Here is a 20,170-nt window from a genome sequence, read left to right as displayed (position 1 = left end):
TATTATTTTATATGATAATTTTAATTATGAGTAAATATAACAGATAATACTATCTTGTATAAAAATATTTTATAATGATTACTAATCAGATAAATTAATGAATTTAATTTTTCAGTCATGAGTAATTGAGTGACATGTGTTAAAAATTTTCTGTCATAAACCAGGGATGGGGAGAGCGACTCTTATAACGATGATTTGTAATAGGATGAAAGAAAAGGTGTTATCTCTGGGCCAGAATAATGCGAATAAAATAGTATTTAATTGAAATAATGTGCGATCAATTAAAGAATGCATCTTAAATAGAGTCTGTGAGATATTGTGATTTTATAAGACATATTTTTGAATTGTCAGCACAATCAACTATTATGGGCTTTTTAACCCAAAAACCGGGTTTGAATTTTTTGGCTGTTGGAATAACTAAACTTAAATAAAATTAAGGTTAGGTAAATTATGCTTAATTTAGTTTTTGAAGAATAATGAAATAAAAAACTTACTTAAAATGGTATAGCTACAAGATATAAAGTTGTATTTTAAGTTCCACTCAGATATTTGTAACAACCCAGTGCCTGACTTCACTTATGAAGATTCTGTAACAATGGTTTATAGGTTTTGTGAAAATAAATAAGAATGAGTTGGTATTTTGGTATTAATTATTTCAATAGATCCCGTAAATATTATTGCAGAAAGTTTCATAAAGAAATAAAAGGAGAGATTTAATGCGATAAATATAAATGGTTTGGATATATTTTCAGTCGAAAATTGTCGGGCTATTTATTCTCACCAATTATATAAAAATAGTTAACCTTCTAAGTCATAAGAATATTTCATTATTATTGCCTCGGACTAGACTGTGATTGGCGTAAGTTTCGGGGGAATTATTTTTACAATAATTCAATATATTAATTATAAAATAGTATTATTTAATCTGAGGAAAGTATATGAGTCCTAAGAATGATTTTAAAGCTTTTTCTATTAGTAATAATGCTAATGTAGCGAGTCAAGAGAGATATGAAGAAAGCCCACCTTTAAAAACGGGTTTTCCACCAGAGAATATTACGACTCATTTGCTCAATAAGGTATTACGTCAGTCGTCAACGATATCATCTGTACTGGCTAATTTTATTGCTACACAGTGTGGAGATGATGTTCTGGATGATGGGGATATAGCTAAACTCATCACACAATTAAGCAAAGCTTTAGAACAAAAAATCACAGCAACAGTTCCAAATGCTTCATTAACCCAAAAAGGAATAGTTCAACTCACAGATAAAACAGGCGATAGTCATTCACTGGCAGCAACTCAAAAATTGGTTTCTGATGTCAATAATAATGCTAACAGCAGATTAGTAAAAAACCAAAATGGTGCAGATATTCCTGATAAAAATGCGTTTGTGAAAAATCTCGGTTTATTGGAGACGGTAAATCAGGCCGCTAATGCTGTACCGAATAGTAGAAAAATTAACGGGAAGGGGTTGACCGGGGATGTCATTCTGAATGCCGGGGATGTGGGAGCATTTAGGCTCGGATTAACAGGAAAATATTCTGTTAATAATCAAGTCCCTTGGAATGCAGATACAGGATTATATGATTTGTTGAACCCTGGAGTAGATTCTGCGCATGTTGCTCACTTCAATAATGGCGTTGGGAGTTGCCCAGCTTTTCAGTTGAAAGTGCAGTATAAAAATAGAGGGATTGCTTATCGTTCAGCCCGTGATAATTATGGCTTTGAGGAAGATTGGGTTGATATTTATACAACAAAAAATAAACCGACTGCGGCGGATATTGGGGCATATGCAAAATCCGAAGGATCTGAATTTATCCAGGCAAAATATGTTACTCAAGCAAATATAAGTGATTTTTCAGCATGGATAAGATCATTGCCGCAGGGCGGTCATGCATTCAGATTTAGTGGAAATCATGGTGGCATTGGATATCCATGGTCAGGCGGCTATGTAACAAGAATGCATGACGTATGGGCTGGATTTATCGCACAGTATGAGCATGCCGGTATTAGCTTTATCCACGGACATGATGGGGGCGGTGATACAAAAGTTAGCCGGCTTTGGACAGATAAAAATGCGCGTCCCGACGCTAATGGCAATCTCAGAGTATTCAGCCCAATTGTAGATATTCACCCTGACGGAACTTACGAGTTAACTAGCGAAGCTGAAGGCGTTACTGTTAAGCACATAGATACAGGGAAATATTGTATCAGCGGCTGCAATGGTTTTGCTAAAGATGGTGCGCGGGGAATTCATAGCGGTATTATTGTCCCAGCAGACAACAACGGGTTAAATCTTATTTGGGTTTATGAATCGGTAGACACATCCAACGGTGATATAACAATTGAATGTTACCACCGTCAAAATACAGATGCTCCGAAATTTGCTCAAAATAAGCGTGTCAAAAGCGTAACTGAAATAGGGGAAATCGTTTATTACAATGATGGTGACCTATGCGATATTCCAGATGGAAGAGTAATAAATGTTTGCGTGCAATTGCCTGAAAAACCATAATAATAATGTAATCAGGGCTATGTAGCCCTGTATTACTGTAATTTATTATGAATAATGGTAATTGATGTTAAAGTGCTAATTAATGGCTTGCTTATCACAGGGAGATTAATACTAAAATATACAAAAAAATATACATCTTGGCACTAAAAAGTTAACTATTACGATGAATTTAATAAGCGCTCAATAAGGCGCTAAAAAACAGTATGGTTTATACGCAATAAATGATATTTGTTGGCATAAAATCACTTTGAAAATTTATAGTTATCTCCTTAGCTAATTAGATTAATTAAATAAATCAGAGGAGGAAATATATAATAACAAAATCGATTGTTTATAATAAAAAGTGACCTATAGGTTGAAAATATCTTGGTGGAATATATATATCATAGCCATTTTCTTTGCAAAATAGCCTTAGTTCAATCGATGATCGAACTGATAGTTTATGATAGATACTTTCAAAATATTTTTCCACGGTATGGTATGAGATTTTCATTTCATCAGCAATATATTTATTACTAATGCCGCGACAGAATAGAAATATTATTATCCATTCTTTCTGTGTCAATATATTGTTAGGTGGCCTAAGTCTAACGGATATAGACATATTATTCATAATGTAATGAGATACTGTGAAATGATCTATTTCTTTGGCGTGAGAAATGATTCCAATACATTGATTATCTTCATCCATTAATGGATATTTATTACAAAAATAGGATTTAAGTTGTTGACCATTGCCTTGAGGGTAAGTGCCAATAGATGATATTCGTTGCATACACGCTAAGACTTTTCGGTCATGCTCTTCAAAAAGGTTAGCAAAGTGATTGAATGGTGTAGGTAATTCTTTGTCAGTATATCCAATAATATTAAAGTTTTCAGGTAACTTATTGGCTTTAATAGAAACAGTATTTGCATAAATAAAGCTGAATTCCTTATCTTTTACGAACCATGATTCTGTGCTTCTATCCCATGTATTTGTTAACTGAGTGGTAATAAAAGGAACTTTTTTATATCCAAATTTTTTCATGTATAACCTTTAAAAAATTATTGAATATAACTATAATTTTTGCAAATAAAAATATATTCCAGCAAGACTGGCTATTTTGTCCATTAATTATGGACAAAGACAACATATGAAACAGAGAATAAATACTTAATTTAAGATAATAAAAATCTTTCCGGTATATAGTGATTAAAATTATTGGCCCGACAATATTCTTCCAGTTGTTGACCGGAATTAATACCTATTTTGCGATATATCCTAACCATATAAGATTCAACAGTACGATAGGCAATATTCAATATCCGCCCGATCTGTCTTCTGGTATTTTTCTGTAGAAAGAGGAAAATGATATCCCATTCACGTTGAGTAAAAAGATCAATCGGTGGTTGGAGCATAATGGAGGCGGGTAGTTTATCATGATATTGATACAGATGAGTTAATGAATAATTTGGGGCTTTCCAGCCATGATATATGACTCCTATACAGTTTCCATCTTCATGATAAAAAGGAAATTTTTCGAAAAAATAAGATGATAGAACTTGTTCTCTGCCAAATATATGTGTTTCAACTGAACATATTCTTTGTTGTTTTTCCATCACTTTCTTATCATGCTTAATAAATTCTTCTGCAAATTTAGCACTATCCCAAGGAAGTTCGTTCTCATAAAACCCCTCAAATTCAAATGAATTTGAAAAGTTCTGAAGAGATTTTAATGCCAGATTGCCGTAAATAAAGCATGAATTTTTATCTTTGACTCCCCAAGGATCATTACTTGCTGCCAGTGTGTTGATAATTTGAGGTGATAGGGTGGTGTGATGGTTCATATTATAATTCCTTTTTTCACAGCTTTCGGATGTCAATCGTGGTATGTTTGAGTTGTGTAGTCAGTTTAATACTTTATTACCAGTAAAGACAAATTTTTTGATAACATAATGATTATGGTTATTTTATTACGAGGATTGTTTAATTGTATATGCCATATGTAGATTAAATTTTTATTAAATTAGTTGCTGAGTTAAGTTATTTATTTAATAAATAAACGTTAGCGGACAAGGACAATGGTCGATACGGGTTATTTTGGGCGCAAATCCGGCATTAGTAGAACGTTTCTAATACTGTTTAGAAGTACACCTAAAACCGCTGAAAATTTTGACAGCCTAATTCGTCTTTTTGTGCTTGTTGTTTTATTTTTGTTCAATTGTAGAGTATAAAGATTGCATTAGGTACACAAAATATGTACAAAAAATAAGTGCAACTAACCAGAGAAGGAATTGAATTATGATCACTGTCACTTACAGCAGAGCTCGGGAAAACCTTGGAGTAGTCCTCGATCAAGCTATTGCTGGCGAACCAGTAGAAATAACCCGACGTAACAATGAATCCGCTATTGTGATCAGCAAAGCCAGTTTTGAAGAGTATTGTAAGGCAATGTTAAATGCGGAATTTTCACAGCTTATCGGCCAATTTGATGTAACTAACAAAGCACTGACCGACAAATGATTAAGCACGTTACTTTGGCTGAAGTCATCGCTCTGCATGATTATCTTTTGCTGCACTATGCAGGTGTTGCGGGAATGGCCGAAATTGGCTACGGCCAACAGTGCGGACTTTAAAGCTTTGGTAAAGCAGAATTGGAAACTTCGTGAGAAATGTACAGAAGAATTGCAGCAGGTAAAATAACAGAGAACTGCCATGAAGAAGGGCAAAAAGTGACTCTTGATGGCACGTTATTAAGGATTACCTATCCTGGCTCACCAAATTACGAAAACGTGGAAAACGGGGATATCCCTGAGACTTATTGGGTGCTGCAACCGGATAAGACGATAGGATGTGCTAAGGGGGCACCGGAATGGGGGGAGCGTAACTTTATGCAGCTGGTAGTCCAGTCCGAATTTTATAACGAGTATCGAAGCCTTGTCGGGCACCGTGTAAGCGTAACCGGAACCATTATGTATGCGCGTTCCGGACATCATCATACACCAATCATGCTCGAAACCCAGAGGATTGAAGCTGCTAAATAATCTGGAGGTGGTAACGTAGGAAGTTTTGTTGAACAATATTAAATAAAGCCTCTATGGGGCTTATTTTTTTACCCATTGAAGTTGATGATAGATATTTATTGAATTGCAGGAAAGGGTGAAAGAAGAATAGTTTCTAGAGATTAAATATAGATTCTTGGATGTATTTTTGACTCTAACATATTGAATTGCTTATTACTGTGATTATGTAAAAAACAACTAACCTTATAAGTAATGGGAATATCTTATTATCCTTTTTCTGAACTAGACTTTGATTGGTGTGAATTGCATAGGAAGTGTTTTTATAATAACTTAATATGTTTATTACATGAAAAATTATTTAATTTAAGAGGAGTATATGAGCAAGAGAAATAATTTTAAGGCTTTATCTATTAATGATAATGTTAATGTCGTGAGTCAAGAAAGGTATGAGTAGAGCCAAACTTATCGATCAATTAAATTTGGGTAATAGCAACACATTAGCGGTTATACAAAAGCTTGTTCAGAAAATAATAAATTCATTACGTGAAGAAATTAATATACTTGTGGGTTCTCCTATCCCGTGGCCGTTGCCCTATTTTTCAGTAAAAGCTGTAAATTATTCAACTGGAGCAGAATGGTTAGCGGATTCTAATTTTATAGGAGTGTCAAGACCACGAAACATGGCATTTAACTATATTGTAAGGGCAGCATAATGAACATATCTGTACTTGAAGAAATCCCGGTAGGAATACCTCTTCCTTGGCCGACTAACATACCACCAAATGGGTGGGCGAAATGTAATGGAGCTATCTTTGACAAATATTTATATCCAAAATTAGCGGAAGCTTATCCTAGTGGCGTATTACCCGATTTACGGGGTGAATTTATTCGTGGCTGGGATGATGGGCGTGGGGTGGACGTTAATCGATATCTACTTTCCAATCAACTGGCAGATATTGCTCCACATAGTCACAGGATTGGCCGGATGTGGTCCAACTCAAATGCTGGAGCCGAGGGTTTGGGTACACCAAGCCGTATTCTCAATAGTGTCTACCAAAACGTTAACTACGGGATTGATTCTCGCGGACTAGGCATTGCTATCGGAATGGGGTCTGGTGGTTTCGGTTATATGGATAATGCGGTTGCTGCTTCAACAGGAACAGAAACACGTCCGCGAAACGTAGCATTTAATTACATTGTGAGGATTGTCTGATGAATAAGGCTGTATTGGATAAAAATAATATTGCTATCAGTACCGGAAGTATCATTGTGTTTAATTACGATGCGATTACGCTGGAATATTTAAACAGTACTGATGAGTATCTTCCTATTGGTGTCGGTCTTCCTGCTAATGCTTGCACAGATGCACCACCTGATATTAAGGAGGGATATGTCGCTTGTCGTTCATCTGATTTAACCCATTGGCTGATTGTATCCGATTACCGTGGAAAAACAGCTTATAACAAGCAGACACGTTTGCCGCAGGAAGTTATTGAAATCGGTGAACTACCTGAAACCCTGACTTTTAAAGAACCCGTCACTGACTACGATAAGTGGGATGGTCAAGAGTGGGTAGCTGATAAAGAGCTACTGAAATCTCATCAGATTGAAGAAGCCAAGCAGCAGAAAACAACACTGTTACGACAAGCGAATGAAATACTATCGTTACTCCAAGACTCTGTTGACCTGGAAATCTCGACAAAGTCTGAAGAGGCCGCTTTATTGGCATGGAAGAAATACCGGGTATTACTGAACAGGGTAGATACTTCACAGGCTCCCGATATTGAATGGCCGGAGGTGCCGGAGTGATAAACAGGACCATTGTGACCCTGATTGCTATTGATAGTTTTGTTAATAGATAGTCGCAATGAATAAATGTTTATTCAATTTTGAAAAAACATCTTTTGAAATCATATTCTGAATGTGATCTAAATCGATAAAAGCTGCCTAACGGTGGCTTCGGACCACTGACAAACCTCGTTTAAAAGAACGGGGTTTGTTTCTTTTATGATGAAAAATGTAGCAGCGGGAGTTGCAGGAAGAGGTAGAGGGAATAAAAGAAAAATATTTTTCAGATGTTTAATATAAATTTTTGGGTATATTTTTGACTCCAAAATTATATAAAAAAGTTAACCTTGTAATTAATAATGATACTGAATTATTATTTTTCTGAACTAGACTTTGATTGGCATGAATTACAGAGGATTATTTTTACAATAATTCAATGTATTGATTATAACATCATTTAATTTAAGGGGTGTATATGAGTTACAAGAATGATTTTAAGGCTTTTTCTATTAATGATAACGCGAATGTAGTGAGTCAGGGCAAATATGAAGAAAGTGAGAGTTTGCTGACTGGGTTTCCACCAAATAATGTTTCTACTCATATGTTAAATAAAGTATTACGTCAAGCATCAACAATATCATCTGTCGTAGCTGATTTTATTGCGACACGATCTGGTAATGATGTTCTGGATGATGGAAACATAGTCAAACTCACTGCTCAATTAAATAAAGCGTTAGAGCAAAAAATTACAACAGACATTCCCAGTGCCTCATTAACGCAAAAAGGTGTTGTTCAACTTACAAATGAGATTGGCAATAGCGACACATTGGCGGTTACACAAAAGCTTGTTCAGGAAGTAATAAATTCATTACGTGAATATACCCGCGAAGAGATAGATAACCGGATTAAAACAGCCAATGAAATTCCTATTGGTTCTCCTATTCCGTGGCCGTTACCCCACCCTCCTATTGGTTATTTCACTTGTAATGGTTCAGCTTTTAATAAATTACAGTACCCGAAATTAGCTGAAGCTTATCCTGATGGTAGATTACCTGATTTAAGAGGAGAGTTTATTCGGGGCTGGGATGATGGGCGTGGTGTTGATCCAAAACGTTCATTATTGGAATGGCAGGAAGGGTCTTATTTATTACAGGAAGTTGGTTTAGGTGATTTTGTTCTTGCCTTATCACTTAATGATCAAATGGTATTACAGTGGGATTCACCCAGAAATAAAGATCTTTCAGTAAGAGTTAGGGTCGCTTCATCCATGGGGGCCTCGCATGTTAAGTCAGATTACGTAGGGGTATCAAGACCCCGTAACATCGCATTTAACTACATAGTGAGAGCAGCATAATAATCCCCATGTGTGTGGACCTCTGATATTGAGTGGCCGGAGATGCCGAAGTAAGGAAAGGGGGGAGTAATGCCCTCGTGGTTTTCACTTCCAGCACTTTGATAGAGTTAGAGTCTTAACCAGACCACCGCCCACATAATTTGTCAGTGTGGGCTTTAATAAATCCTGGTTCAGTGATATTGTCGGTACGGGTACGTGTCTCATGGTCAACGATGAAATAACCCCGCTTGAAGTCACCCAAACCTATCTTAGTGAGAAGGGGGCGCATTTGATGGGGCAGATCGGCTTTTTGCTGGCACAATTCAAGTAATTTTTTCATGGTGTTTTTGCGGTTAGTGATTTTTTACAGAAAGCACTATTTAACACCATAAAAATAATAGAAAAGCCCCTAAAAATCAGAGGCTAAATAGGCGAAAACATGAATATTTACAAAATTTTTCACTCACATAATTTAATGTTTTTGACATAAGTTGTGGGCGACATCCATGAGATTTTATCACATGTTAAATAACCCTCATTTTTTAACTTATAGCTAACATAAAAAGAGATAGGAAAACTAACGATAAATGATGCAATCATTAGCATGCTCAGGTACTTAACAATCAACTTGTTAAATTTAGGTAGCCTATCAAAGATAAAGAAAAAAATAGAGCCTGATATAGAATAAAATAATAGAGGAGAGGACATAAAACATATGACAACTGTGCTAGAAAATGTTATCTCATCTTTCATTAGTATTAATGAAACAACAGAATTAATAACTAAGCACATCATAAATGTCACTATTAATAATAGTATTAGTCCTCCTAATGCTTTAAAATATTTACTATTCACCTCAACCTTCCTAATCCATTAAAAAAATGTTGTAAGTCCGCTTCTGGTGTTCTTGGTTTTCTTTTCATTTCTTCTTTTAAAAAAGCTATTAATTTTTCACTTATTCCATATTTTTTGTCAAGAATGTCTAAACCATAAGCTACCAAAATACCAGTAACCAAAACTATTCCGGCAACAGCAATAATACTACCACCTAAAATAGCTGTGGCAGTTAAAACTGTACCTACAGCCCAAGAGGCAACAGCGATAATAGCTGTCTTAGCCATATCCATTGTTATGTTGCCGATAAAATCGGCTAAGGTATATTCATCCTTAAAAATACTTTCTATCATTCGGTAACCAATAGAGAAGATAATACAGAATCTGACACCTTTAACAATACTTGAATTAAGACCTTGCTGGCCTATCCCCATTGCCAGCATTTTAGGATGATTGGCACCGTATCGTGTTCCCCTGACAAGGCGTCTAAGACCTGCATGCCCTGATAGGTGAATATACCTATTTCCATTTTCTCCCATATGTATTGTCGCGGTGATATTTAACCTCTTAAACTCTCTGCAAACTTCATAGAACCCATGTAAATCATAGATATTTCCGGCATAGGTAGAAACAGGATTTGTGACAGAAAATACATACGACATAGGATTTTTTTTCTTGTTTTCCTCCTCCATGCCTCTTGCAAATGCTTCTCCGTCATATGGATTCGGTGGACGGAAAGGACTTATATCTTCAATAATGCTTTTGGCTTCTGATAACGTAAGAACGATGTGGTATTGAGTATTATCATTCAATACCTTTTCTAACCCTACGGCATCAAAGAATTCATGTTGAGGTTTTAACTGATTAATGCCTACATTACCCCTTAAATAATCTCCCATGTAACCTTCCACACTGGAATTATATTTTCTATATGTCATATGCCTTCCTTACATCAGTTAATATTACTTATTCTGACATCTTCGTTTATATAACAAACAGGGTCAACAAAAATAATTTAATTCCTGCCAGAAGATGCCCTCTGAACCCGACAAACTGATAACTCCCCTGGCTTCACCTAGTGCTTTCATATTGCCGCTTGCGGTATTGTGTTCACTGGCTAATAAAGACGCGATAATGGTTTGCCAATATCCTAAATAGGGTGGCATTAATGCTGACCATCTTGTTTACATCATTACTCGTGGCATGGGATAACCAGCGATAAAAATTTGGGGCGTGTGCCTGCAAATTTTCCCCTTTTAAGGGCTGGGTAAACTTAATGTCATTATGGTTCATTAGCCAGTGTTCAGGCTGGTAGGCTTAAACACCTTCGTCGATAAATCATAAACACTATTACTAAAGCCGATGATTTCCCTGAGCTGCCCTCTGATAACAGGAAGTTGCAATTTCATTGCGTTAATCGCGTTGTTGATTTCACTAGGTGTTTAGTCCAAATACCTAAAGATTCAGTGTGGAATGTTAAACAGAGGGAGATTCAGGAAGAGATGGAAGAAATAAGAGAAAAATAGTTCCCAGATGTTAAATATAAATGGATTTAGTATATTTTTGGTTGGAAATATTAGGTTTTTTACTCTTGGAATTATATAAAAATAATCAGCCTTCTGAGTTATAAGGGTGTTTTATTATTATTTTATTGAAATACACTGAATTGTGATAAGTCGTCTATAAAATAATATTATTTAATTCGAGGAGGGCATATGAGTCATAAGAATAATTTTAAAGCTTTCTCTACTAGTAATAATGCTAATGTAGTGAGTCAAGAAAGATATGAAGAAAGTCAGAGTTTGCAGACTGGGTTTTCACAAGATAATGTTCCCACTCACTTGTTAAATAAGACACTACGTCAATCGTCAACCATATCATCTGTTGTGGCTGATTTTATCGCGACACAATCTGGCGATGATGTTCTAGATGATGGAAACATAGCTAAACTCACTGCTCAATTAAATAAAGCATTAGAGCAAAAAATTACAACAGATATTCCTAGTGCTTCATTAACACAAAAAGGTGTTGTTCAACTTACAAATGTGATTGGCAATAGCGACACATTGGCGGTTACACAAAAGCTTGTTCAGGAAGTAATAAATTCATTACGTGAGTATACCCGCGAAGAGATAGATAACCGGATTAAAACAGCCAGTGAAATTCCTATTGGTTCTCCTATTCCATGGCCGTTGCCCCACCCACCTATTGGTTATTTTACTTGTAACGGTTCAGCTTTTAACAAATTACAGTACCCGAAATTAGCTGAAGCTTATCCTGATGGTAGATTACCCGATTTAAGAGGAGAGTTTATCCGGGGATGGGATGATGGAAGAGGGGTGGATTCATCTCGTTTATTATTGTCATGGCAGGAGGGATCTTATTTGTTACAGGATGTTAATTCAGTTAATAATGTTGTTAGTTTCTCATCTCATGATCGTGCGGCGCTAAAGTGGGATACTCCTCAAGATAAAGCCATTTCATTGGGGGCTAGGTATGTAGTTGCAAATAGATGGACTGCTAATACTACTTTTATAGGAGTCTCAAGGCCACGCAATATAGCATTTAACTACATAGTGAGAGCAGTGTAATAATACCCGTATGTGTAGGCTTCTCTTGTCCAATTGAGATACTACCAGGCGGATGGATTAACAGCCTGGAAGAAATACCGGGTATTACTGAGTAGGGTTGATATTTCATAGGCTCCCGATGTTGAGTGGTCGGAGGTGCTGAAGTAAGAAAAAAAATGTTTCATTGTCGGTTAGAAAGCGCTTTTCTTCTTCGACTTTAGTGAGAAGGGGGGCGCATTTGATAGGGCAGATCGGCTTTTTGCTGGCGCAATTCAAGTAATTTTTTCGTGGTGTTTTTGCAGTTGGTGATTTTTTACAGAAAGGACTAGTACTACAGCCGTACTTACTTTTTTCAACAGAAAAGACACTCATAGAAAAGCTTAATTCATGCGGTTTCTCAGAGTTGTGAGCATCAAGGAAAATGCAACTTTCTGGTATCTACGGCTGTAGTACTAGATGATACAAAGATATTTTTAGATGGTACTCCGATTGGCAATTCTGATGGCTCAAGGAATTTTGAGGGCGTCACATGGGAATTCCGACCAGGTAGTCAGCATCAGGAATATATTAAGGGAATGCCGAGTGTTGATAATGAAATTAACATAGGAATGGAGCTTAAAAGTGATCAGCCGTGGATACGTTCTATTAGTAACACACAGCTATCAGCTGTACGTGTCCGGTTTTCTGTGCCGCAACTATTGCAGCAGCGTGATAACGGAGATACAACAGGCTATCGTATTGAATATGAAATAGATTTAAACACTGATGGCGCTGGATTTAATCAAGTAGTTAAAACTGCATTTGACGGAAAAACAACATCAACTTATGAGCGTTCACACCGTATTGACTTACCCAAGGCAACTACTGGCTGGCAAATCCGTGTACGTAGACTGACGCCGAATAAAAATTCAGGTCGATATGCTGATAAAATTAATATTCAAGCAATAGCTGAAGTTATTGACGTAAAATTACGTTATCCAAATACCGCACTTTTATTCGTTACATTTAATGCCGAACAATTTAATAATCGAATTCCGAAAATTAGTGTCTTATCTAAAGGACTATTAATTAAAGTTCCATCAAACTATGATCCTGTCAATCGCACGTATTCTGGAATGTGGGATGGTACATTTAAATTAGCGCACAGTAGCAACCCAGCCTGGGTTTTTTATGACATCTTATTAAGTAAATTATACGGTCTTGGTGACAGGCTGGATACGAGCCATGTTGATAAGTGGGAGCTTTATAGAATTGCTCAGTATTGCGATCAATTGGTACCAGATGGCCGGGGCGGTAACGGAAAAGAGCCGCGTTTTATATGTGATGTATATATACAGGCACAAAATGAGGCTTATACAGTATTACGTGATTTAGCATCAATTTTTCGTGGAATGACGTATTGGTCAGATAATAAGATTTTTGCAATTGCTGATATGCCGCGTGATGTTAGTCGTATTTTTACTAAAGCATCGGTCGTCGATGGAAAGTTCAATTATGGTAGTGGTAGCCAGCGTAATCGCTATACTCACGCTCTTGTGTCGTATGGCGATCCTAGCAATCACTATAATGATGCCGTTGAAGTTGTTTCTGATAATAAATTGGTTAGACGATACGGTGTAAATCAAACAGAAATTACGGCTATTGGTTGTACTCGTCAAAGTGAAGCTAATCGGCGCGGAAGATGGGCCTTGCTAACTAATGCTAATGACAGAACTGTATCATTTGCTACTGGGTTAGAAGGAAAAATACCACTTCCCGGAGATATTATAGGTGTTGCTGATGAGCTGTTTTCCGGGCGTGTAATCGGTGGCAGAGTATCTGAATGCAACAACAGAAACATCACGTTAGACAGAGAGCCAGGCACAAAAGCGGGTGATCGGCTGTTAGTTAATTTGCCATCCGGCAAATCAGAAGCAAGAACGGTACAAGCAGTCAACGGCAAAGTCGTTACTGTCACTGCGGCATATTCAGAAATGCCACAAAAAAATGCGGTGTGGTCAGTTGATGCTGATGATTTGGCTATTCAGTTGTATCGTGTCACAAGCATTGATGACAACAATGATAATACATTCACTATTAACTGTGTTTGTCACAATCCCGATAAGTATAGTCATATTGATACTGGTGCTCGAATTGACGAAAAGCCAATCTCTGTAATACCGCCTGGTGTTCAGCCACCAGCAAAAAACGTTCGCATATCTTCTTATACTAAAATAGTGCAGGGGCTGGCTGTAACTACATTGCGATCTGATTGGGATGCTGCTGACAGTGCTATAGCGTATGAAGCAGAGTGGCGAAAAGACAACAGTAACTGGATATCCGCGCCGAGAACATCCGCCCTGGGCTTTGAAGTCGATAATATCTACGCTGGTCGTTACCAAGCCCGCGTTCGTGCAATCAATGCCTCTGAGATATCAAGTGTGTGGGCTAACGCTCCTGAAACAATGTTGAAGGGTAAAGAGGGTAACCCTCCTATACCTTTAAATTTCCGTACAACCCCGATTATTTTCGGTATTCAGATTGATTGGAACTTTGGCGAAGACACATCAGACACTCAACATACTGAGATTCAATACAGTAAGACTAATGACGGCAATGATTTGATGCTGTTGTCTGATGTTCCGTATCCTCAGCGAACTTATACGATGCAGGGACTGGCCGCAGGTGTTGCTTTCTACTTCCGCGCTCGACTTGTTGATAAAACTGGTAATCAGTCGCCGTGGACTGAGTTTATTAAAGGGGCGTCGTCTTCAGATGCAAGTTGGATAATTGACGCTGCCGGTGATACGTTTCTTAAAGCTGATGCAGGTAAAGCGCTTCAATCTCAGATTGATTACAACACTGAGGGCATTCTAGAAAATGCCAGTGCAACATCTCGTTCAAATAGCAGGATGATGGTTGAGAACGGCGATAGAAAAGCCGAAATCTCTGAACTCAAAGAATTGTATGTTAATAATAATGAGTCATGGGCACGCTGGCAGACAGATGTAAACACCAAGTTTACTGATGCTAACAGCCGTATCTATAAAAATGAATTGTCAATTTCCAATATGGACAAGGCCTTTGCAGAAAGTACTCAGCAGGTTCAAGCTCAGTTTAAGCAGCAAAAAGCGGCGATTGAAACCAAGGCAACAACTGTTTTTGACCAAAAAGGAGACGGTTCAGCAATATATACAGTAAAAGCCGGGATTAACTATAACGGGCAATATTATGGTACCGGGATGGTTATTGGCGCCCAAGTTAAGAATGGACAAGTCAGTACAAATATCGGATTCAGTGCAGAGACATTTGCTGTTTTCAATCCTGCGAACGGAAAGCTTGAATCTGTCTTCTTTATCAAGAACGGGCAAGTGTTCATGCGCAGTGCATTTATTGACAGTGCAACAATTCAAGAGTTATTAGTTAGTGTTGACCTTAAATCTATTAATTATGTGCCGAATAAATCCGGGCTGCGTATTGATATGAAAAATGGAGTTTTTGAAGTAAATGGTGTGTCTGGGGGCTACAAGATGAGGATAACTAACACGGGGATATATATATTCAATGGTTCAGGTGTTCCAATAATCGAATTGGGTGAATTCTTATGAGTGAATACGGTTTAAGAATTACAAACCCTTTTGATTTTTCAAGGTTTATATTTAATGAAAAAACAGCGCCAGCTTACATTGTGAGCGTCGGAGTTATTACGCCAGACACGCCGGGCATCTGGGGAAACGGATGGAATACCTGGTGGAAATGCCCAAATCCAATACCACCCGGCCACGATTATGCAATATCGTCCCATAAACTTGGTGAAATAAAATGGAAAGATGATGGACCTGCAAGTTATCCTGACGGGGGGAAAGATCTATCTGTTACTCGCGATAGTCAGGGGTATCTTACATTTTATTGGCCTGAATTTTTAGATACGGGGAAAAATCATTTCATAAAATATATTGTCATAATTGCATGGCCGACAATATCGGGAGGGAATCACGGATTAAGGATATCGGGGAATACTAATTTTTCGTCTTTAAATTCAGATATTAAATACAGCTACGTATCACATAAGAAAGAACTTACATTGAGTGGTGAGTTCAATTTGAGCGTTATTGATAGTAGATTAAATTTTAATAATTGCCTTCCATTCTTCTACACTGATGACAATAATGCATTTGTTGCTTTAAATATTTATCGTGGATATGAACGAACACCGAAAATCACATTGGAGGTCAGAAATCCAAAATCAGCTGATATGACTTCGGGGAAATTTAAAGTTGTTATTTTTTCGAATTTAAATTTTGAAAATGATTTGCGTAATGATAAATATGGTTTAAGAATTAGAGATAATTCTAATAATATTAGATTTTCATCAGCCGTGGGTGTATTGACGCGTCCTGTATCTGTATCCTTAAATGGATATAATGAAGGGGATAAAGTTGCGATACCCGGTATATCAAGGCCCATGTACACGCCATGTAATTTCGGGGAGTCCATTTATAAAAGAAATAATAAAGTAATAGCTGTTGGTAGAGTTGACAGGAAATATATAACGCCATGCATTTCTAAAGATATTAAAATACAAAGGGGGTATTATGGGTATGCGACATATATCTCTTCATAAATCATTGTACATTGATGCTGAAACCTATTTCAATTTTTAATCATTAAGGAATAATCATGTCTTCATACAACTTCGGCACAATTTCAATTGCTGCCAACTCAGATATTGCAACCGGAACTGGGACGCACTGGAAAGATAATAAATTCGGTGTTGCTCCGGCTCAGACTATTTTAATCAAAGTCGGGAATGCTTTTAAGTTATCAGCAATTAAAAACGTTAATAGTGATACTGAATTAGTCTTAATCGATAAATTCCCGGATGTTGTTTCTAATGCTACATATTTTATTCAAACATCGGTTCCCGATACTTATTCAGATGCTGCTCGGAAAGTCACAGCACAGCTTGGTTATACAGATGAGCTGTTGTTTAATCTGAATAAGTGGATGACGGAGACTGGAGTAATCACAATTACTACTCCGGAGGGTAAGACTATTCAGCTCAAATCTATCAATGCGCTTGCATCAGATATCAGCAACAGACTGACAAAAGACCAAAACGGTGCAGATATCCCTAATAAAAGTGAGTTTATAAAAAACCTGGGTTTAGGGGAGGGCTCTACGCTTCCGGTTGGTGTTCCTGTTCCGTACCCGCTCGCAACGCCACCAACGGGCTGGCTGAAATGCAATGGCGCGAAGTTCGATAAAGCGGCTTATCCTGCTCTGGCGTCTGTATTTTCATCCGGGCAGCTGCCCGATTTGCGCGGAGAATTTATTCGCGGGTGGGATGATGAGAGAGGCGTTGATTCAAGGCGAAGTTTGCTGTCAACCCAGGCCGATGATTTTAAGTCACACAACCATTATTTTGAGCGAACTTGGGGGCTAAAGGGTTTTGATCCCACGGCTGGCTCCTTTCCCGTTTCTGCTGATATTCATGGTTCAATCATCAATCACAGGTCTATCGATACAAACTCAGTGGGTGGGGCTGAAACCCGCCCCCGCAACGTCGCATTTAATTACATAGTGAGAGCAGCATAATGACAGAACAAAAATATTCTTTAGAACATGAAGTAGTAGTTTTGGGCAAAGACGGTTTAGCTACCCAAGCAGGATGGATTAAGGCTTATCACTCTAATCAGATAACAAGAGAATTCACAGCTTCAGATATTGAATATGTGATGCTTGGTGTTAGCTTATCAGCGGGTGCTTATCCCGATGCGCCCAAACTTCCACAATCTGATGATGAAGCGGTTTGTCGTAGCATGGATGGTAAATGCTGGGAAATATTACCGGATTATCGCTGAAAGACAGCTTACGATACGAAAACTTGCGCTCCGATTGAGATAACAGAAATTGGGGAATTGCCTGACACACTTACATTCAATAAACCACCCACCGATTTTGATAAATGGAATGGCAAAGAGTGGGTAGTTGATAAAGACTTACTCAAAGCTCATCAAATCAATGATGCCAAGCAACAGCAAGCAGCACTACTGACAGTATCGATACAAGTACAGCTATGGGGCGATTCTTCTTTCATGTGATGAGTGCATTGGCCGAAATGGAGCGGGAACTGATTGTTGAAAGAACAAACGCAGGTTTAATAGCAGCTCGCGCTCAGGGGAGAGTTGGAGGCAGACCGGTATCGTTATCAGCTGAAGACAGGAAACAAGCAATGAGATTACTAGCTAAAGGTCACACACGGAAACAACTATCACTGATTTACAATACATCACTGTCTACTGTGTATAAGTATTTGCCGATTGAAAGGTGAAAGACGGTCTCCCGGCTTCATATAAATGGCAGAGGTGCCGAAGTGAAAATATAGCGAAAAGATATAGTGAACGAATAGTGAAGTGTGATTTGTATCAACAAAAAAGCCACCTTGCGGTGGCCTTTTCTTTTTCCTAACTCACTGTTTTACAGCAAGTTTTTATATGGTGCCAGGGCGGGACTGGCAAATTTCATTAACCAATTGAATATATTGAATTTATTTTTAGTTATTAATTTTGTGCCCCTTTTTATGCCCCCGTATCATTTTACTCCTTTAATTTCATTATCTATTTGAATTTACATATTTTTATAAGTTTTCTGATATTTCATCAAGCTATTGGAACAAAAACTATAAGTCTTAAGAATAGTCAAGTATAAATGTCGTTTTAATGACTTGGACACTGGTTCAAGTCTAGAAGAGTAGGTTTATCAATTTATTGTATTGATTTCACAAGCCAATTGTTGCTTATATGATACCTTGTAGAAAGTAACATAAGGTATAATTGGTTAATTATGCAGCATGAAAGAAGAATAGAAAAAACCCAACTGTAATTATCAAAAAAGACCGCGATGTGCGGCCTCAATGATATTAATTAGCTATTTAAGGGAACGTAATTCTTGCTTAAATTTCTCACCCAACCTTGGATGTTTAATAATAACCCTCCCACCAGAGTTAATCTTATCTGCCCAATCAGAAACTTTTTTAGTAAATTGATTATCCCAATTGTGACTACTTCCCCAAGTAAATATGTCATTAGAGGTTAATTCATTCCCTTCATTTTTGAGAAATTTGAGAATTTCTTTGATATAGCTTTCATCGGAAGGATGGGGGGATGATACAGATGTGTTTAAACTATTGAAATTTTCTAATGTTCTTTTGAAAATAGGTTTCATACTTTGCTCTTCTTGCAAGATAGGGAAATTTATATTCTACCAAGTTTTTCCTGTATCTGTTACTCTATTTAGAATACAACTTCGATGCTGTAGAAAACATTACTTGAAGAACATATTTAATACCTTAAAATAATAACCAGCTAATAATCTTTAGGTTTTTAAAATGAAAGGTCATTTGTTATTTTACTTATTGAGCATTCTAAGTTTGGAGAGGATTACGAAAATAAAATGAATGCTCTATACGGAGGATATGCAGGAGACGAATCTAGAAAATGAGGAGTTAAAAATTCAGGTTTATGTTTAATGTTAGTTTGGACTAATGAAATTCTTCAAGCTCATTTCACTTTTAATAACGATCCCGACTACTGCTTATCATATTAATCAATAGCGGCCAGCAACTTACGCTGGCTGCATGACAACTAAATAACATATTAATTTCGAGCTTTACGTTCAATAAGATGACCGTTCACATCAAAATACTGGCTAGGCCAGATTTCTGAGGGATGTATTCCAAGGCTGTTTGCAATAATCCACTCTCCCTTAGGCCACGAACGAGATAAAGCATTCGCTAATGTAGACGAACTAAGCCCTGCCTGACGTGATACTGCCGCTAAGGTGGTGCCACGCTTACGTAAAGCCGCGATGATATCAGCGGTATGCCAGTCATTTTTATTTTTAGTCATTCCTGCTTACCTTTCCCCTGGTGGTGGCGATTCAAACAGGGTTTGCAGACCGGCGTTCATGTCCGGCGAGGCGTGAGCCTCCCCTGCCTGAACCGCCATAGAAGGGCGATAGCAGGCACACTGGTAAAAACTTCTTACCAGCGTCCATGAACGCAAGGCTGCAAAACCTTGGTCACTGGATTTTGCCAATGACAACATTACTTTAACCGATTGTATTATCTGACTCAAGAGTCAAAT

General features: G+C 37.4%; 19 protein-coding genes and 5 pseudogenes. 15 read left to right on the top strand and 9 right to left on the bottom strand.

Translation table 11 applies throughout. The features are described from left to right. Nucleotides 1–938: 938 nt before the first annotated feature. Nucleotides 939–2,516, top strand: coding sequence for a phage tail protein (locus tag LGZ99_RS16835; RefSeq protein WP_021326636.1), 1,578 nt, complete (start codon nucleotides 939–941; stop codon nucleotides 2,514–2,516). A gap of 331 nt (nucleotides 2,517–2,847) precedes the next feature. Here the strand turns inward: LGZ99_RS16835 and LGZ99_RS16830 are convergent, their stop codons facing one another. After that, nucleotides 2,848–3,543, bottom strand: a complete 696-nt coding sequence (locus tag LGZ99_RS16830; protein WP_036840931.1) for a helix-turn-helix transcriptional regulator — start codon at nucleotides 3,541–3,543, stop codon at nucleotides 2,848–2,850. Between the two features lie 131 nt (nucleotides 3,544–3,674). Continuing rightward, a complete protein-coding gene (locus tag LGZ99_RS16825) occupies nucleotides 3,675–4,343 on the bottom strand; it encodes a LuxR C-terminal-related transcriptional regulator (protein WP_023046567.1) in 669 nt (222 codons plus the stop codon). A gap of 454 nt (nucleotides 4,344–4,797) precedes the next feature. Here LGZ99_RS16825 and LGZ99_RS16820 point away from each other — a divergent pair, with 454 nt between their 5' ends. From LGZ99_RS16820 to LGZ99_RS16795, 6 genes and pseudogenes are all read left to right on the top strand, one after another. Then, nucleotides 4,798–5,019 carry a type II toxin-antitoxin system Phd/YefM family antitoxin gene (locus LGZ99_RS16820; protein WP_021326634.1) on the top strand — a complete coding sequence of 74 codons (222 nt, stop codon included), beginning with the start codon at nucleotides 4,798–4,800 and terminating at the stop codon, nucleotides 5,017–5,019. 149 nt (nucleotides 5,020–5,168) lie between these two features. Then, a complete protein-coding gene (locus tag LGZ99_RS16815; protein WP_036840934.1) occupies nucleotides 5,169–5,540 on the top strand; it encodes a DUF4431 domain-containing protein in 372 nt (123 codons plus the stop codon). 425 nt (nucleotides 5,541–5,965) lie between these two features. Continuing rightward, nucleotides 5,966–6,232, top strand: a complete 267-nt coding sequence (locus LGZ99_RS24705) for a hypothetical protein (protein ID WP_036840936.1) — start codon at nucleotides 5,966–5,968, stop codon at nucleotides 6,230–6,232. 23 nt (nucleotides 6,233–6,255) lie between these two features. Continuing rightward, nucleotides 6,256–6,732: pseudogene (locus LGZ99_RS16805) on the top strand (phage tail protein); the annotation flags it as partial. Continuing rightward, the gene (locus tag LGZ99_RS16800; protein ID WP_036840941.1) at nucleotides 6,732–7,328 is read left to right on the top strand and encodes a tail fiber assembly protein; all 597 of its coding nucleotides are present in this window, start codon (nucleotides 6,732–6,734) and stop codon (nucleotides 7,326–7,328) included. The pseudogene LGZ99_RS16805 and the gene LGZ99_RS16800, both read left to right, overlap by 1 nt. Nucleotides 7,329–7,782: 454 nt before the next feature. Then, the gene (locus tag LGZ99_RS16795) at nucleotides 7,783–8,661 is read left to right on the top strand and encodes a phage tail protein (RefSeq protein ID WP_262979360.1); all 879 of its coding nucleotides are present in this window, start codon (nucleotides 7,783–7,785) and stop codon (nucleotides 8,659–8,661) included. 85 nt (nucleotides 8,662–8,746) lie between these two features. On the opposite strand, the pseudogene LGZ99_RS16790 reads toward LGZ99_RS16795, so the two are convergent. The 4 genes and pseudogenes from LGZ99_RS16790 to LGZ99_RS24890 all read right to left on the bottom strand — a co-directional run. Beyond that, nucleotides 8,747–8,908, bottom strand: a pseudogene (locus LGZ99_RS16790) (phage major capsid protein); the annotation flags it as partial. Between the two features lie 191 nt (nucleotides 8,909–9,099). Next, nucleotides 9,100–9,495 (bottom strand): DUF1240 domain-containing protein, encoded by a 396-nt coding sequence (locus LGZ99_RS16785; RefSeq protein ID WP_023046605.1) that lies wholly within the window; start codon nucleotides 9,493–9,495, stop codon nucleotides 9,100–9,102. After that, complete coding sequence (locus tag LGZ99_RS16780) at nucleotides 9,492–10,412, bottom strand: hypothetical protein (RefSeq protein ID WP_081858351.1); 921 nt, start codon at nucleotides 10,410–10,412, stop codon at nucleotides 9,492–9,494. Before LGZ99_RS16780 ends, LGZ99_RS16785 begins: the two co-directional genes overlap by 4 nt. 106 nt (nucleotides 10,413–10,518) lie before the next feature. Next, nucleotides 10,519–10,916 (bottom strand): annotated as a pseudogene (locus LGZ99_RS24890) (DNA primase); the annotation flags it as partial. A gap of 273 nt (nucleotides 10,917–11,189) precedes the next feature. Between LGZ99_RS24890 and LGZ99_RS16770 the strand changes: the two are divergent. The 8 genes and pseudogenes from LGZ99_RS16770 to LGZ99_RS16740 form a co-directional block, all read left to right on the top strand. After that, nucleotides 11,190–12,065, top strand: a complete 876-nt coding sequence (locus tag LGZ99_RS16770) for a tail fiber protein (RefSeq protein WP_036840948.1) — start codon at nucleotides 11,190–11,192, stop codon at nucleotides 12,063–12,065. A 33-nt stretch (nucleotides 12,066–12,098) separates the two neighbouring features. Next, nucleotides 12,099–12,176, top strand: coding sequence for a tail fiber assembly protein (locus LGZ99_RS24885; protein WP_071789578.1), 78 nt, complete (start codon nucleotides 12,099–12,101; stop codon nucleotides 12,174–12,176). Between the two features lie 320 nt (nucleotides 12,177–12,496). Next, nucleotides 12,497–15,631: pseudogene (locus LGZ99_RS16765) on the top strand (phage tail protein); the annotation flags it as partial. Continuing rightward, nucleotides 15,628–16,647, top strand: a complete 1,020-nt coding sequence (locus tag LGZ99_RS16760) for a DUF6453 family protein (RefSeq protein ID WP_023046382.1) — start codon at nucleotides 15,628–15,630, stop codon at nucleotides 16,645–16,647. The pseudogene LGZ99_RS16765 and the gene LGZ99_RS16760, both read left to right, overlap by 4 nt. 56 nt (nucleotides 16,648–16,703) lie before the next feature. Beyond that, nucleotides 16,704–17,621, top strand: a complete 918-nt coding sequence (locus LGZ99_RS16755; protein WP_200875307.1) for a phage tail protein — start codon at nucleotides 16,704–16,706, stop codon at nucleotides 17,619–17,621. Beyond that, nucleotides 17,621–17,887, top strand: a complete 267-nt coding sequence (locus LGZ99_RS16750) for a hypothetical protein (protein ID WP_235184804.1) — start codon at nucleotides 17,621–17,623, stop codon at nucleotides 17,885–17,887. The genes LGZ99_RS16755 and LGZ99_RS16750 overlap by 1 nt, the downstream gene beginning before the upstream one ends. Before the next feature lie 57 nt (nucleotides 17,888–17,944). Beyond that, nucleotides 17,945–18,127 (top strand): tail fiber assembly protein, encoded by a 183-nt coding sequence (locus LGZ99_RS16745; RefSeq protein ID WP_262979359.1) that lies wholly within the window; start codon nucleotides 17,945–17,947, stop codon nucleotides 18,125–18,127. Beyond that, nucleotides 18,070–18,357, top strand: a pseudogene (locus LGZ99_RS16740) (recombinase family protein); the annotation flags it as partial. The gene LGZ99_RS16745 and the pseudogene LGZ99_RS16740, both read left to right, overlap by 58 nt. 596 nt (nucleotides 18,358–18,953) lie before the next feature. Here the strand turns inward: LGZ99_RS16740 and LGZ99_RS16735 are convergent. From LGZ99_RS16735 to LGZ99_RS16725, 3 genes are all read right to left on the bottom strand, one after another. Further along, a complete protein-coding gene (locus tag LGZ99_RS16735; protein WP_023046159.1) occupies nucleotides 18,954–19,250 on the bottom strand; it encodes a DUF1889 family protein in 297 nt (98 codons plus the stop codon). Nucleotides 19,251–19,681: 431 nt separating this feature from the next. Beyond that, nucleotides 19,682–19,933 (bottom strand): helix-turn-helix domain-containing protein, encoded by a 252-nt coding sequence (locus tag LGZ99_RS16730; protein ID WP_036840951.1) that lies wholly within the window; start codon nucleotides 19,931–19,933, stop codon nucleotides 19,682–19,684. A 6-nt stretch (nucleotides 19,934–19,939) separates the two neighbouring features. Beyond that, nucleotides 19,940–20,131: a hypothetical protein gene (locus LGZ99_RS16725; RefSeq protein WP_023046161.1), complete on the bottom strand. Its 192-nt coding sequence runs from the start codon at nucleotides 20,129–20,131 to the stop codon at nucleotides 19,940–19,942. Nucleotides 20,132–20,170 lie beyond the last annotated feature (39 nt).

The organism is Photorhabdus temperata (genome assembly GCF_025384845.1).
Taxonomy (GTDB): Bacteria; Pseudomonadota; Gammaproteobacteria; order Enterobacterales; family Enterobacteriaceae; genus Photorhabdus; species Photorhabdus temperata.
The sequence above is the reverse complement of the archived record's forward strand: the minus strand, read 5'-3'. Positions and strand labels throughout refer to the sequence as shown.

Excerpts from the sequence above, each read along its gene's own strand:
- LGZ99_RS16835 (WP_021326636.1), top strand. The coding sequence starts at position 939 with ATGAGTCCTAAGAATGATTTTAAAGCTTTTTCTATTAGTAATAATGCT.
- LGZ99_RS16830 (WP_036840931.1), bottom strand. The coding sequence starts at position 3,543 with ATGAAAAAATTTGGATATAAAAAAGTTCCTTTTATTACCACTCAGTTA.
- LGZ99_RS16825 (WP_023046567.1), bottom strand. The coding sequence starts at position 4,343 with ATGAACCATCACACCACCCTATCACCTCAAATTATCAACACACTGGCA.
- LGZ99_RS16820 (WP_021326634.1), top strand. The coding sequence starts at position 4,798 with ATGATCACTGTCACTTACAGCAGAGCTCGGGAAAACCTTGGAGTAGTC.
- LGZ99_RS16815 (WP_036840934.1), top strand. The coding sequence starts at position 5,169 with ATGTACAGAAGAATTGCAGCAGGTAAAATAACAGAGAACTGCCATGAA.
- LGZ99_RS24705 (WP_036840936.1), top strand. The coding sequence starts at position 5,966 with ATGAGTAGAGCCAAACTTATCGATCAATTAAATTTGGGTAATAGCAAC.
- LGZ99_RS16800 (WP_036840941.1), top strand. The coding sequence starts at position 6,732 with ATGAATAAGGCTGTATTGGATAAAAATAATATTGCTATCAGTACCGGA.
- LGZ99_RS16795 (WP_262979360.1), top strand. The coding sequence starts at position 7,783 with ATGAGTTACAAGAATGATTTTAAGGCTTTTTCTATTAATGATAACGCG.
- LGZ99_RS16780 (WP_081858351.1), bottom strand. The coding sequence starts at position 10,412 with ATGACATATAGAAAATATAATTCCAGTGTGGAAGGTTACATGGGAGAT.
- LGZ99_RS16770 (WP_036840948.1), top strand. The coding sequence starts at position 11,190 with ATGAGTCATAAGAATAATTTTAAAGCTTTCTCTACTAGTAATAATGCT.
- LGZ99_RS16760 (WP_023046382.1), top strand. The coding sequence starts at position 15,628 with ATGAGTGAATACGGTTTAAGAATTACAAACCCTTTTGATTTTTCAAGG.
- LGZ99_RS16755 (WP_200875307.1), top strand. The coding sequence starts at position 16,704 with ATGTCTTCATACAACTTCGGCACAATTTCAATTGCTGCCAACTCAGAT.
- LGZ99_RS16750 (WP_235184804.1), top strand. The coding sequence starts at position 17,621 with ATGACAGAACAAAAATATTCTTTAGAACATGAAGTAGTAGTTTTGGGC.
- LGZ99_RS16735 (WP_023046159.1), bottom strand. The coding sequence starts at position 19,250 with ATGAAACCTATTTTCAAAAGAACATTAGAAAATTTCAATAGTTTAAAC.
- LGZ99_RS16730 (WP_036840951.1), bottom strand. The coding sequence starts at position 19,933 with ATGACTAAAAATAAAAATGACTGGCATACCGCTGATATCATCGCGGCT.
- LGZ99_RS16725 (WP_023046161.1), bottom strand. The coding sequence starts at position 20,131 with ATGTTGTCATTGGCAAAATCCAGTGACCAAGGTTTTGCAGCCTTGCGT.